Below are 12,912 nucleotides of genomic sequence, written 5' to 3'. Positions count from 1 at the left end.
CAGGCTGCAATCTTTTGCCTGTGAATGTTTGAAGAGCAAAGATCGTCCGAACGCGGCCCGAGCCTTCGCCAGCGCCTACAGCCAGGAGAAATCCCATGCCTCGTGGAAGCAAAGACAAATACACCGCCGAGCAGAAACGCAAGGCCGAACACATCGAAGAAAGCTACGAGCACAAAGGCGTGTCGAAAGATGAAGCCGAAGCTCGCGCCTGGGCCACGGTGAACAAGCAGTCAGGCGGAGGTGAACGCGCCGGCGGCTCGGGGCGCAAGAAGCCGGCCAGCGCCAAGTCTGCAGATCGCAAGGAATCAGCCCGGCGTGCGGTGGCCACCCGTGAAGGCAAGCCGCGCAACAGCAAGGCTTCGCGCGAGACGCAAACGGTGGACAGCCTGATGAAAGAAGCCCGGGCGAAGAAGATTCCGGGGCGCTCGAGCATGCGCAAGCAGGCGTTGATCGAGGCGTTGCGCAGGGCCGGGTAAGGATTCGGATTTGATGGTGAGTTTGAGGACCTCTTCGCGAGCAAGCCCGCTCCCACATTGGATCTATGCTGGTCGTTAAATGTGTGAACGACACAGATCAAATGTGGGAGCGGCGGTGCGACGATTCGACTTGCTCGCGAAAGCGGTGGATCAAGCGCCTAAAGTCTCGCGGATCAACGCATCCACCTCAACCGCCCCCGGCGAAGTCGCCGGCCCCCAACGAGTGACGGCCAAAGCAGCTGCCGCGTTGGCCCGCCGCGCCGCGTCTATCGCTGACAAACCTTGCGCCAACCCCGCAACCAACACCCCGGCATGGGCATCCCCCGCACCGTTGCTGTCGACGGCCGTGACCTTGAATCCCGGCACATGCTGACGGTCACCACGCTGGCTGATCCAGCACCCCTGCGGCCCATCGCGTACCACCATCAAGGCGTCCGCCGGCAAATGATCCGCCAGCCCATTCAACGCCTCGGCAATGTCTGCCCCCCCGGTAAACCGCAGCGCCTCGACACGGTTGCTGGTCCACAGATCGATGCGCTGCAACAAGGCCTTCATCAGCGGCGCGCCCGGCAAATCCACCAACGGCCCCGGATCGAACACCACCTTGATCCCGTCCGGCAGATCCAGCACCCAATTCACCAGTGCCTGAGCCTTGCCGCCATGCAGCAGGCTATAGCCGCTTACATAGACAAAATCGCCCGCCTCGATCGGCACACTCGCCAGGTCTTCGGCGGTCAATTCGCCTTCGGCACCGATGCTGGAAATGAACGTGCGCTCGGCCGAGGCTTCGGTCAGCGCGACACACAGCCCGGTGTCGCGCTCAGTGCTCTGATCGATGCCGATCCGAATGCCTTCAGCCGTCATCGCCTCTCGGGCCATGTCGCCGAAATGGCCCTTGCCATGGCCACCGAGGTAGACCACCGGCAAGCCATTTCGCCGGGCGGCGGCCATCACATTGAAGCCACCGCCGGCCTCGAAACGGGCGGATCGCGCCAGCACGTCGCCACCTGAATGAGGCAATTTATCCACGGCCATGACCAGGTCGATCATGACCTGGCCGGTGTGTAGCAGATTAGGCATGAGCCGGCTCGATCAACGCAGTGCGGCGATCCTTCGCACCGCCGAGTACCCAGTAAATGCCACCGGCGACCACGAACGTGACGATCCAGCCCAGGCCGTTGTGGCCCAGCCAGGAGTCGGACAAAAAGCCCCGGAACCAGACATCGTGTTCAGTGGTGCCAATGGTGGTGAAACTGAAACCCAACACAATCGCCACCGCCCATGCACCGAAGGCGCGCCACTCGACGCCACCGCGATACCAGTAGGCGCTGCTCGGGCTGACGTCCAGCAGGTCCTTGGGGCTGTAGTAATGCCGGTGAATCAGGTCGACCACAAAGATCCCGACCCATGCTGTGATCGGCACCGCCAGCAAGGAAATGAAGGTGATGAACGGGCCGTAAAAACTCTCGGCGATCAGCATGAAGTAGATCGAACCGGCGAAGATCGCAATGATATCGAGCACCACCGCATACACGCGCTTGACCTTCAGGCCGAGGGTCAGCGTGGTCAAACCGGCGGAGTACACCGACAGGTTGTTCGACAGCAGCAGCCCGCCGAATGCGGTGATCAGGTACGGCACGGCCATCCAGGTCGGCAGCATGTCGCGGATCGCGACGATCGGGTCAGTGGCCGAGGCCAGATCGTTATTGCCCACTGACAGCAGACCACCGAGGGTGATCAGCAGGACCAGCGGAATCCCCGCACCGAAGGCCGCAGACGCCACCAGACGCACGGCTTTGACGCTGCGGTGCTGGTAGCGCGACATGTCGGCACCGGCGTTGGCCCAACCGATCCCGGTGCCGGCGGCCATGGTGCCGATGCCGATGATCATTGCGCTCAGGGGCGCTGGCGTGGCGTTGAATACGGCGCTCCAGTCGATGGTTGCGCAAAGGAAACCGCCGACCAGAATGTTCAACCCACCGAACACATAGGTCGCCCACCTCTGGATCACCAGCAACGTGGCGTGACCGAGGCCAGACACCGACAACGTCAGCAGCACAAAAATCGCGATGAACACCAGGGTCAGCAGCGGCGCGCTTTTGGCTTCAACCGGCGAGCCGAACAGAATCGAGCACAGCGACAGCAAGACGAATGCGGCGGTGGTGGTGTTGACGGTTTCCCAACCCAGTCGCGACATCAGCGAGACCAGCGTCGGGCCGATATTACCGCGCACACCAAAAATTGCTCGTGACAGCGTCAGGCTCGGTGCGCGACCACGGCGACCGGCAATGGAGATGATGCCGACCACCGCGAACGAACCGGCGGCACCGAGGATGGCGACGATGATCGCCTGCCAGATCGCCAGGCCGCGGAAGGCCACCAGCGTGGCGCCCAACGGTAAGCCGAGGATGGAAATGTTGGCGGCAAACCAGACCCAAAACAGTTGCTGTGGGTGACCGTTGCACTCCCCTTCCGGCACCGGCTCGATGCCACGGGTTTCCAATTGCCCGGCACTTTGCCCGGTGTTCGATGAACTCATAAAAACTGCTCCTGTTGCCATTGTTGTGGTTATGGGCAATTTCGGAAGTCGAGATAACATTCCGGCGATCCTTGCCATATCAGTGCGTTCCATTGCGGGTGAAATTCTAAATAGGCGGTGCCCCCATCGCGAGCAGGCTCGCTCCCACAGGTACCGCGTGTGCCTTGAGATCGCACCATACCCTGTGGGAGCGAGCCTGCTCGCGATGGCGTCAGTGCGAATAGCGCAAAGCCAGAAGTCCCTGCACCAACGGTTCCAGCTGCAAATCATTTACTGCTTTAACCTGCTCGATCATCGCGACAGGCCAACTCTCAAGCCCCAGGCAGGCCCCAAGCATGGCGCCGAGAATCGCCGCGATGGTATCGGTATCTCCGCCCAAACCGGCAGCCATGCACAACGCTTCGAAGGCCGTCATCTGCCCGATAGCCACTTGCCGAGCCAGCGCAAACGACACCACCACCGATTCCTGCGAGGCCACCGACGTGCCGATCACCTCGTACAGCAAATCCGCCAGCAATGCCTTGTCGCTGTCGACGCTGATGCTCCACGCCCAACCGATGCGCGCGGCGATACGTCCGCCAGCGACCCAGTGGCCATGGCTTTCGGCTTGCCGAGCGATCTGCTGGCCAAGGTTCAATGCTTCGCCCAGGTCCATGCCGTTGATCCCGGCAGAAACCACCGCCGCCACCGCCGCCGCACTGGCAATTCCCAGCGTGGTGTTGTGGGTCACCTGACAGGCCTGCACCACGGCGCGGATGAAACGCTCGGGATCGGCAATATCGGCCGCAATCCCCACCGGCGTGATACGCATGGCCGCGCCATTGGTGGTGCCGTGGCGGCCTGCCTCTTCCAGCGAGTGGCCGGCGAGGATCATCTCGATCGCGCGTTTGGTCGAGGGGCCGAGCAAATCCTGCGAGCCCTTGGCCTGCATCCCGGCTTCCCATTTGATCAAGCGTTGGGCCAGCACCTGCGGTTCGATCCAGCCCTCGCCTTCAATCAACAACTGACCGACCAGGATCGCCTGCTCCGTATCGTCAGTGATCGAGCCTTTGGGCATGTTGGCGGCGATTGGTTGATCCGGGCCAGCGTCTTGCAGATCGGTGATCTCGCCGAAGCGCGCCTTGATCTCGGCGCGGCTCAGGGATTGTGTCGGCATGCCCAACGCATCGCCCAGGGCCAGCCCATAGAAGGCGCCCAGCGCACGGTCGAGCGCGGTCATTTTGGAGTTCCAATTTGCAGGTGCAGACGAAAATGCACCGGATCGAGCAGGCTTTCGACCTGTTCCATGAAGCGATTCTGACGGTCGTAAGTGGTGCGCAGGGCCTTGAGGAACACCGTGCCCTCCGGGCGCCCGAGCAATTCGGCGTCTTCGGCATTCAAGGGTTCGGCGCCGATCCACTGATCGCCGTGATCGCCAATGTAGCCATAGGCGGCCAACGTGATGGTCAGGGAGTCATCGATCAGACCGACTCGCGGCAGGCCTTCCAGGCCTCCGGTGGCGGGCATCAATGAGCGCTCAAGGGATACCAGCGTGCCATCGGTGCCGCGCCGCCGCCGGTCGAGCGTTATGAACTGATCGGTGCCGAAACGGGGTAGCAGGTCCGGACGAGTAACCGCCTCCAGCCGCAGCACTTCGGCATTGATCAGCGCCCCGTTGTCGGCCAGCGCCTGGGCCCAGCCGTTGCGCTGATCGAGCACCACACCGTCGAACGTGACGATGGATCCCACTGCGCCTTGCGTAGCGATGTCGTGGCGCCGCTTCAGTTCGACCAGGGCTTCACGCAGCGTGCCACGGCTGACCTTGAATTCTTGAGCCAACTGATGTTCGCCCGGCAATAGAACGCCGTCCTCCATGAGGCCGTTTTCGATGCGCCGGACGAGCTCGTCGACCACCTGTTGTTTCTTGTCAATTCGTAGCGGTCTAATCATGTACACCTCGGGTGTACCGTCATAGCTGAAACGGGTTGGGGCGAGCAAGGGATATTTTGTGAAAGTGGGTGAAGAATCCCGGTTCAAAATCGACCGCTGCGCGATCAATCGTCGGATCGCCACACTGGATTTGCCGTGCACACAACTTGAGGACGCCCCAAATCAACTGTGGGAGCGGGCTTGCTCGCGAAGGCGTCGGCACATCCAGCATCAATGCGACAGACAAACCGCTTTCGCGAGCAAGCCCGCTCCCACAAGTGGAGGTCAGCGCTGTTTCAATCGGTCAATCACCACCGCCAGCAACAAGATCGAACCGCGAATCACGTACTGATAAAACGTATCGATATTCTTCAGGTTCATCGCATTCTCGATGATCGCCAAAATCAAGACCCCGGCAATCACATGCCGAATCATCCCGATCCCGCCACTCAACGACACCCCGCCGAGCACGCAGGCCGAGATCACAGTCAGCTCGAAACCCTGGCCAATCATCGGCTGGCCGGACGTCATGCGCGACGCCAGGATCACCCCGGCCAACGCACCGATCACACCGTGTACGGCGAAGATGATGATCTTGGTCCGGTCAACGTTCACCCCGGCCAGCAACGCCGCTTCCTGGTTGCCGCCGATGGCCATGGTGTTGCGCCCGTAGGTGGTGTAGTTCAGCAACCAGCCGAAAAACAGGAAGCAGACGATGGTGATCAGAATCGGCACCGGCACGCCGAACAACTGACCATTACCGAAGACGAAGAACTGTTCCTGCGAAACGCCCACCGCTTTGCCGTTGGCAAAAATGTAAGCCAGGCCACGCACAATCTGCATCGTCGCCAGCGTGGTGATCAACGCATTGACCCGCAGCTTGGCGATCACGATGCCATTGATCAGCCCGACAATCAGCCCCATCACCAGCGCTGCACTCACGCCGAGGAACACGCTGTCGGTGTCGCGCATCACCACTGCCGCGACTACGCCGGCACAGGCAATCACCGAGCCCACCGACAAGTCGAAATGCCCGGACGCCAAGCAATACAACATGGTGCATGCGGCAATCCCGGTCGTAGAAATCGCCAGGCCCAAGCCGCGCATGTTCAGCGGCGACAGGAAGTTGTCGATCAGCAAGGTGCAAAGCACAAAGATCCCGACGGCCGCCAGCAGCATCACCCAGTCATCGAGAAAGCGCCGCAGGTCCAGCGGTTTGCGCGGGGTTGGCAAAGCGTTGTTTTGGATAGTCATAGTCACCTCTCAGTTCGCCACGTCGGCAGCGCGTTGGCGTGGCAACGCCAGTTGCAGCAGGTTGGATTCATTGGCGTGTTCGCGGGTCAGTTCGCCGCGCATCGCGCCTTCGCAGAGCACCAGGATGCGGTCGGAAATGCCCATGACTTCCATCAGGTCGCTGGACACCACAATCACCGCGATGCCGCTGGCCGCCAGGTTATGGATGATCTGGTAAATCTCGGCTTTTGCACCGATGTCGATGCCCCGGGTGGGCTCGTCGAGCAGCAGGACTTTCATCGGCATCGACAGCCAGCGACCGAGAATCGCCTTCTGCTGATTGCCGCCAGACAGGTACATGATTTTCTGCGCCGCGTTGGGCGTCTTCACCTTCAGCGCCTTGATCTGCTTGTCGGCATTGTCCTTTTCCCACAGGCCGCGCAACAGGCAGCCGAAGGTGGAATGGGCGCCGCGAGCGCTGATATTGATGTTCTCGGCGACGCTGGCGAGCGGCAGGATGCCCTCCTTCTTGCGGTCCTCGGGGCACAGCAGAATCCCCGCGGCGATGGCATCGCGCGGCGAACGCAGTTTCAGTTCATGACCGCGTAATTCCAGGCGCCCGGCGGTGTTGCGCGTGAGCCCGCAGAGCATCCGGAACAGCTCGGTGCGCCCGGCCCCGACCAGGCCGAAAAGCCCGAGGACTTCACCCTTGTGCACCTCGAAACTCACCGGCTCACGCAAGCCCGGCCCCAGTAACCTGTCGACCTTGAGCGCCACCGCGCCACGCGGGCGGCTGCGGTAATCGTAGATATCCTGAATGTCGCGACCGACCATGCACGTCACTAACTGATCATGGGTCAGCGCACTCATGTCCTCGAAGGTGCGCACGAAGCGGCCGTCCTTGAACACCGTCACCGCGTTGCAGATGCGGAACACTTCTTCCATGCGATGGGAGACGTAAAGCACCACTTTGCCTTCGTCGCGCAGGCGCCCGATGATCGCCATCAAGCGATCGATTTCCCGCGCCGACAGGCTACTGGTGGGTTCGTCGAACGCAATCACATGCGCGCCACGGGACAACGCCTTGGCGATTTCCACCAGTTGCCGCTGGCCGAGGGACAAGCGCCCGACTTTCTCTTGCGGATCGATTTCATCGGCCAGGCCTTTAAGGCAGGCCAATGCCTGTTGCCGCAAAACGCCGCGATTGATCAGACCGAAACTCGCCGGCAGATGCCCGAGAAACAGGTTCTCGGCGACGGTCATTTCCGGCACCAGATGCAGCTCCTGATGGATCACCGCGACCCCGCTGCCAATGCTGTCGGCGGTGGACTTGAAGACCCTCGTCCGCTCGCCGATCTGCAGATCGCCGCTGCTCGGCGTGTAAGCACCGCCAAGGATTTTCAGCAGCGTGGATTTACCGGCGCCGTTCTCGCCCATCAAGGCGTGAACCTGCCCCGGATGGGCGACGAAACTGATGCCGTCCAGCGCCTTCACCCCGGGAAAGGTTTTGCCGATCCCGTTGAAGCGCAAGCTGCCGCCAATACTCTGTTCATTTGTTTGTACGTGCGCGTGCATAAACCCACCTCATCACACCGGTCAGGCAGCCCCATCGCCAGGGCCGCCGATGAAATCAACCGCGCCTCAGTTCCACAGGCCGATTTTTTCCAGTTCCTGCTTGAAGTTGTCGCGCGTGATCAGCGTAACGTCGTCCATCGCGGTGTATTTGGGCGGTTCTTTGCCGGTGGTGACCCACTCGTACATCATGCTCGCGGTGTTGTAGCCCTCAATGTGCGGGCTCGGCAGCATCGAGCCGAAGAAGCCGCTGTTGGGTTTCTTCAGTTCACCGATGGCATCGGTGCCGTTGATACCAATGCCGATCACGTTGGCCGCGGCAAAACCAGCACTTTCGGTGGCGCGCACGCCGCCCAGCACGGTGTTGTCGTTCATGCCGCCGATGATCAGGTTTTTCGCCGCCCCCGGAAGCTTCACCAAGGCTGAGTTGGTGGCGTCCATGCTGCCCGGTACGTCGAGGGTTTTCAGCGCCGAAAAGAGGATGTGGTCTTTCGGCATACCGGCGTCTTCCAGCGCTTTGACAGAACCGTCGGTGCGTTTCTTACCGGTATCAAGTTCGTTGTAGGTGTTGATCACCGCGTAGGTGTCTTTCCAGTCCCAGCCGCGTTTTTTCGCTTCGGCGGCCATGGCGGCGCCCTGCTTCTGGCCGACTTCGAATGCAGCCATGCCCAGGTACGGCACGTTCTCCATGAACTTGCCGCCGGCATCGACGAAACGGTCATCGACGGCGATCACTTTCAAACCGTTGAGTTTGGCCTTGGCCATGATCGCCGGGCCCAGGGACACGTCCGGCGGGCAGATCACGAAGCCCTTGGCGCCGTTGGCCGCCAGACTGTCGATGGCCGAGAGGGTTTTCTCGCCGTCAGGCACGGCGATTTTGATGACGGTGAAGCCCTTGTCCTTGCCGGCCTTTTCGGCGAAGGCCCATTCGGTCTGGAACCAGGGCTCTTCCGCTTGCTTGACCAGAAAACCAATCTTCACTTCCTCGGCCGCCAGCAACGTACTGCTCAGGCTGACCGCGGTGACCGCCAAAGCGGCACAGCACAGGGAACGGATCCCACGACGACGTTTCATAAGCTGACTCCTTGTTATTTTTTTTGAGCGTTATTTGAAAGCCAATACAGCGGTCGAAGCACGCAGCCAATAGTCATATCGTATGATGATTGGATTTCAGACGTAGTTTCGCGTTTGAAACCCGGGGCATTCAGTCGTGGTACATGACCGAGCGCCCACCATCGATGGTGATGCATGAAGCGTTAATGAATGGCGCTTCATCACTGGCCAGGAACACAGCGGTCATCGCCACTTCAATCGGCTGGCCGATGCGCCGCGGTGGATGCAGGTCGAAAGCTCGCTGACGTTCGGCATGGGGGTCGGCAAAACCGTTCCAGTAATCGACGTTCAGCTGGGTTTCGATGTAACCCGGGGCGATGGCGTTGACCCGAATGCCCTTCGGTGCGTATTCGATGCCCAAGGCGCGGGTCAGCCCGAGCAAGCCATGCTTGGCCACCGGGTACGGGAAGCAGCCGGGAATAATGTGAGTGGAATGGGTGGAGGCGATGTTGATGATGCTGCCGATACCCTGCTCGATCATTTGCGGCAATACGGCTTTGCAGCCATACCAGGCGCCGTCCAGGTCGATGGCGAAGCAGCGATGCCAGTCTTCTTCGGTCATTTGCAGCGGGTCGCGGAACACGTTGACCCCGGCGCAGTTGACCAGCACGTCGATCCGGCCGTGAAGTTCGATGGCCAATTCAGCCATGGCGTGCAGGTCGTGCTGGCGCGACACGTCGGCCTTGATCGCTACGACATCCGCGCCTTGTTCACGCCAGTGCGCCGCGACTTTTTCAACTTTCTCGACCTGGATATCACTGATGACCAGCTTGGCCTGCTGGGAGGCGAAGGTGGCGACAATCGCCTCGCCAATACCCTGAGCGGCACCGGTCAACAGCACCACCTTGTTTTTCAGGCGCTCACCCTTGGGCGGTTCGGGCACCGGTGGCAAGGAAAGAGGTTCAGCCATGGATCAACACTCCTGTTTGAAGGCACGACGAAAACCGGACATCTGTCGATGTCCGGTCAAAAAGCTGTTGGGACCAGGCAGGCGCGAAAACGCCCGGGCGCCGAGGCGGCCTGAAGCACTGACTCCGTACGGGAGTGCGGTGGAATATCGCTGCATCACTTCACCTGTTTTGTTTTTTTAAGTGTGAGTGCGTGTAACTGATGGGGCCGACTATAAACCCGACCACCAAATAATCTCAATATATAATTTTACATCCCATATTTTGGGATTTATCCAGCAAATCGCTGACAGGGTTTTCCGGGCACATCCACTCGAATGGATAACAGCGCGCCGTCCAGCGGATGATTGAGCGGGCTTGCGGCGCTGGTGATGTACAGGGTTTTGAAGTCTTCGCCACCGAACACACAACTGGTGGGACGGCTGACCGGCAGTTCGATCACCCGATCCACATAACCGTCCGGGTTCAGCCTCAGCAGACAACTGCCATCCCATCGGGCATTCCAGATATAGCCCTCGGCATCTATCGCCGAGCCGTCGGGGCCTCCGCGTTCGTGGGGGCCAAGCCAGACATAGGCGGTGTCCAGGTTGCCGTCGGTATGGATGAAATGCCGGTAAAGCGTGCTGTCGAGGCTGTCGGCGAAATACAGGGTTGTGCCGTCGTCGCTCCACAGCAATGTATTAGGGATGCCTAATCCTCGAAGCAGCGGCGTGACCCGAGCATCGCGGTCGATGCGAAACAGGCCACCGGAGCGGCGCACGACGGGCAAATCTTCGCCCTGCTCACCGATGTTGTTTTGCATGGTGCCCAGCCAGAGCCGGCCCTGGGCATCGCAGCGGGCTTCGTTGGGGCGATTGCCGGGTTGCGGATCGGCGACGCAGAACAAGCTCAGCCGAGGTTCAAGGCCCGGGGAATCCAGATCCAGCCGATAAACCCCACTGCTCAATGTCACCAGGGCATCGCCGCTTTCGCAGGGGATGAATGCGGACACGTGCTCCGGCATCTGCCAGATTTCCACATTAGCGCCGATCAGCCTCAACGCTTGCTTACCGGCGATATCTACCCAATACAGCGCCTGGGTCGGAGCATCCCAGAACGGGCCTTCGCCGAGTTGCGCACGGTGTCCGGTAACCGCAGTCCACGTCATGAAACCTCCTTTTTTAATGCTTTTATGTGGGAGCGGGCTTGCTCGCGAAGAGGCCGTGACATTCACCATCTCTGTCGCCTGACACATCGCCTTCGCGAGCAAGCCCGCTCCCACAAGGGTTCTTTATTGTTAGCTGGCCTTCTTGTCGGCCATGACTTGCGGGTAGAAGCGTTTGATCGCCAGGTCCGCGTTATCGATCAGCGTCATGCAAGCCCACACACCCCGTGCGGCATCCCGGGCGGCGATGGCGTCGGCCATGTCTTTGTGGATTGGCAAGGTTCGGCGCAGTTCGTCCGGATCAGCGGCAGACACTTCGAAAGACACGGCCAGCAACGCGCCGAGGGCCGGGACCATTTGTTCGATGAATTGATTGTGGCTGGCGGCGAGGATGCACTCGTGGAAGAACTGGTCGGCGCGGTTGTAATCGATGCCGCTGTCCACCGCCCGTTCCAGCGCGTTATAGGCCTGGAGTACGGCTTGCACTTGTTCCACCGTCGCCCGCTCGCAGGCCCAGCGCACCGCCATGGGTTCGATGGTGCGGCGCAGGTCGAGCAAATCGTCGACGAAGTTTTCCGGTAAGCCGCTGCGCGACAGCCAGCCGACGACTTGCGGATCGAAGAGATTCCAGCGCCGCACCGGCAATACGCGTGTGCCGACCTTCGGCCCGACTTCAAGCATGCCTTTGGCCACCAGGGTTTTGATGGCTTCGCGGATGACCGTACGACTGACACCGAGCTGCTCGCCCAGGTCGGCTTCGACTTTGATGGTTTCGCCGGGTTTTACCTGGCCGGCAGCAATCCAGCACCCCAGCCAGTCGACCGTCGACGCATGAAAACTGCTGGACATGGGCACCTCGTCGACCGGTGATAAAAAGAAACGACACAAAGCCGTTCGCGATGGGTGTCCACGCTAATCATCATATGATTGGGTGTCAATTGGATTTTCAGATGCCTCGTCATGAGGACACGGCTGTTCGTCCGAATCCTGCTCGAAGCGCTTTGATCCCATCCACTTTGTAAACTACGGTTAGCCGCAGCAGATCGGGCAGTCAGCGGTCTGTTCTCCTTCAAATCCGCTATCGATAGGTATGAACATGGACATGGATGCGTCTACGAAGTACCCCATTGTGTTGGTTCACGGCCTTTTCGGCTTCGATAAAATCGCCGGTTATCCCTACTTCTTCGAAATCGAGGAAGCCCTGGAACGCGCCGGCGCCCAGGTGTTTGCCGTCAATATTCCAACCGTCAACGGCAATGAGGAACGCGGTGAAAAACTGCTCGAGCACGTCAACCGCATTTTGCTGGAAACGGGAGCTGCCAAGGTCAATCTGATCGGCCACAGCCAAGGCCCTCTGGCCGCACGCTACGTAGCAGCTCTGCACCCGGAAAAGGTCGCGTCGGTCACGTCTGTCAGTTGCCCCAATCATGGCTCCGAGATTGCCGACCAATTGCATAAGGCGCTGACGCCCGGAGAGTTGCCCGAAGCGTTCGTACTGGCCCTGTTTGGCGCGGTCGGCACCTTCATTTCGTTGATCAGCGGCCATCCGGAAAACCCGATTGATGCTGAAGCAGCATTCGAATCGCTGACCAGCGCGGGATTGGCTGCCTTCAATCGCAAGTACCCGCAAGGGGTGCCAAAGGTTTGGGGCGGCGAAGGCAACGAAATCGAAAACGGCGTGTATTACTACTCCTGGAGCGGGATCGTGCAGAACTTCCAAAGTCTGCAACCACTCGACCCGAGTCATTTGAATACTGTCGTGCTATCGAAGTTATTTTATAAAGAGAAGCGCGCCAATGATGGGCTGGTCGGCCGCTACAGCTCGCATCTGGGCAAAGTGATTCGCTCGGATTACCCGATGGACCACTTTGACGCCGTCAACCAAATGGCTGGGATCACCAGTTGGAACGTGAGCCCGGTGAGGCTCTATCTGGAACATGCTGAGCGACTCAAGAGCAAAGGTTTGTAAGCCCAAAAAAAAACGGCCCGTTGCAATAACGGGCCGTTTCGTTGCCAACG

The 12,912-nt window shown here is 60.1% G+C and carries 12 protein-coding genes; 2 read left to right on the top strand and 10 right to left on the bottom strand.

Annotation, left to right across the window (positions count from 1 at the left end):
• The first annotated feature begins 95 nt into the window (after window positions 1-95).
• Window positions 96-476, top strand: coding sequence for a Rho termination factor N-terminal domain-containing protein (locus IB250_RS10210; RefSeq protein WP_192344010.1), 381 nt, complete (start codon window positions 96-98; stop codon window positions 474-476).
• Window positions 477-626: 150 nt separating this feature from the next.
• Here the strand turns inward: IB250_RS10210 and IB250_RS10205 are convergent, their stop codons facing one another.
• The 10 genes from IB250_RS10205 to IB250_RS10160 all read right to left on the bottom strand — a co-directional run bounded on the left by IB250_RS10205 (window position 627) and on the right by IB250_RS10160 (window position 11,742).
• The gene (locus IB250_RS10205) at window positions 627-1,556 is read right to left on the bottom strand and encodes a PfkB family carbohydrate kinase (protein ID WP_192344009.1); all 930 of its coding nucleotides are present in this window, start codon (window positions 1,554-1,556) and stop codon (window positions 627-629) included.
• Window positions 1,549-3,015, bottom strand: a complete 1,467-nt coding sequence (locus IB250_RS10200) for a purine-cytosine permease family protein (RefSeq protein ID WP_192344008.1) — start codon at window positions 3,013-3,015, stop codon at window positions 1,549-1,551. The genes IB250_RS10205 and IB250_RS10200 overlap by 8 nt, the downstream gene beginning before the upstream one ends.
• Window positions 3,016-3,226: 211 nt before the next feature.
• Window positions 3,227-4,234 carry an ADP-ribosylglycohydrolase family protein gene (locus tag IB250_RS10195; RefSeq protein WP_192344007.1) on the bottom strand — a complete coding sequence of 336 codons (1,008 nt, stop codon included), beginning with the start codon at window positions 4,232-4,234 and terminating at the stop codon, window positions 3,227-3,229.
• The gene (locus tag IB250_RS10190; RefSeq protein ID WP_192344006.1) at window positions 4,231-4,944 is read right to left on the bottom strand and encodes a GntR family transcriptional regulator; all 714 of its coding nucleotides are present in this window, start codon (window positions 4,942-4,944) and stop codon (window positions 4,231-4,233) included. Before IB250_RS10190 ends, IB250_RS10195 begins: the two co-directional genes overlap by 4 nt.
• Before the next feature lie 264 nt (window positions 4,945-5,208).
• Window positions 5,209-6,177 (bottom strand): L-arabinose ABC transporter permease AraH, encoded by a 969-nt coding sequence (gene araH / locus IB250_RS10185; protein ID WP_123357792.1) that lies wholly within the window; start codon window positions 6,175-6,177, stop codon window positions 5,209-5,211.
• Window positions 6,178-6,186: 9 nt separating this feature from the next.
• The gene (gene araG / locus IB250_RS10180; protein WP_192344005.1) at window positions 6,187-7,731 is read right to left on the bottom strand and encodes an L-arabinose ABC transporter ATP-binding protein AraG; all 1,545 of its coding nucleotides are present in this window, start codon (window positions 7,729-7,731) and stop codon (window positions 6,187-6,189) included.
• A 66-nt stretch (window positions 7,732-7,797) separates the two neighbouring features.
• Window positions 7,798-8,802: a substrate-binding domain-containing protein gene (locus IB250_RS10175; RefSeq protein WP_192344004.1), complete on the bottom strand. Its 1,005-nt coding sequence runs from the start codon at window positions 8,800-8,802 to the stop codon at window positions 7,798-7,800.
• Window positions 8,803-8,932: 130 nt separating this feature from the next.
• Complete coding sequence (locus IB250_RS10170) at window positions 8,933-9,751, bottom strand: SDR family oxidoreductase (RefSeq protein ID WP_123494571.1); 819 nt, start codon at window positions 9,749-9,751, stop codon at window positions 8,933-8,935.
• A 269-nt stretch (window positions 9,752-10,020) separates the two neighbouring features.
• Entirely contained in the window at window positions 10,021-10,896 is an 876-nt protein-coding gene (locus tag IB250_RS10165) for an SMP-30/gluconolactonase/LRE family protein (RefSeq protein WP_192344003.1), read from the bottom strand.
• Between the two features lie 129 nt (window positions 10,897-11,025).
• Window positions 11,026-11,742 carry a FadR/GntR family transcriptional regulator gene (locus tag IB250_RS10160; RefSeq protein WP_050683259.1) on the bottom strand — a complete coding sequence of 239 codons (717 nt, stop codon included), beginning with the start codon at window positions 11,740-11,742 and terminating at the stop codon, window positions 11,026-11,028.
• A gap of 247 nt (window positions 11,743-11,989) precedes the next feature.
• On the opposite strand from IB250_RS10160, the gene IB250_RS10155 reads away from it, so the two are divergent.
• On the top strand, window positions 11,990-12,862 hold the full coding sequence (locus IB250_RS10155) for an esterase/lipase family protein (RefSeq protein ID WP_192344002.1): 873 nt from the start codon (window positions 11,990-11,992) through the stop codon (window positions 12,860-12,862).
• Window positions 12,863-12,912 lie beyond the last annotated feature (50 nt).

This window comes from Pseudomonas sp. PDM09, from assembly GCF_014852305.1.
Classification (GTDB): Bacteria; Pseudomonadota; Gammaproteobacteria; order Pseudomonadales; family Pseudomonadaceae; genus Aquipseudomonas.
This window is presented reverse-complemented; position numbering and strand designations above follow the sequence as displayed.

What these genes read in the sequence shown, in the direction of transcription:
- IB250_RS10210 (WP_192344010.1), top strand. Translation starts at nt 96, where the DNA reads ATGCCTCGTGGAAGCAAAGACAAATACACCGCCGAGCAGAAACGCAAG.
- IB250_RS10190 (WP_192344006.1), bottom strand. Translation starts at nt 4,944, where the DNA reads ATGATTAGACCGCTACGAATTGACAAGAAACAACAGGTGGTCGACGAG.
- IB250_RS10165 (WP_192344003.1), bottom strand. Translation starts at nt 10,896, where the DNA reads ATGACGTGGACTGCGGTTACCGGACACCGTGCGCAACTCGGCGAAGGC.
- IB250_RS10205 (WP_192344009.1), bottom strand. Translation starts at nt 1,556, where the DNA reads ATGCCTAATCTGCTACACACCGGCCAGGTCATGATCGACCTGGTCATG.
- araG (WP_192344005.1), bottom strand. Translation starts at nt 7,731, where the DNA reads ATGCACGCGCACGTACAAACAAATGAACAGAGTATTGGCGGCAGCTTG.
- IB250_RS10195 (WP_192344007.1), bottom strand. Translation starts at nt 4,234, where the DNA reads ATGACCGCGCTCGACCGTGCGCTGGGCGCCTTCTATGGGCTGGCCCTG.
- IB250_RS10160 (WP_050683259.1), bottom strand. Translation starts at nt 11,742, where the DNA reads ATGTCCAGCAGTTTTCATGCGTCGACGGTCGACTGGCTGGGGTGCTGG.
- IB250_RS10155 (WP_192344002.1), top strand. Translation starts at nt 11,990, where the DNA reads ATGGACATGGATGCGTCTACGAAGTACCCCATTGTGTTGGTTCACGGC.
- araH (WP_123357792.1), bottom strand. Translation starts at nt 6,177, where the DNA reads ATGACTATCCAAAACAACGCTTTGCCAACCCCGCGCAAACCGCTGGAC.
- IB250_RS10200 (WP_192344008.1), bottom strand. Translation starts at nt 3,015, where the DNA reads ATGAGTTCATCGAACACCGGGCAAAGTGCCGGGCAATTGGAAACCCGT.
- IB250_RS10175 (WP_192344004.1), bottom strand. Translation starts at nt 8,802, where the DNA reads ATGAAACGTCGTCGTGGGATCCGTTCCCTGTGCTGTGCCGCTTTGGCG.
- IB250_RS10170 (WP_123494571.1), bottom strand. Translation starts at nt 9,751, where the DNA reads ATGGCTGAACCTCTTTCCTTGCCACCGGTGCCCGAACCGCCCAAGGGT.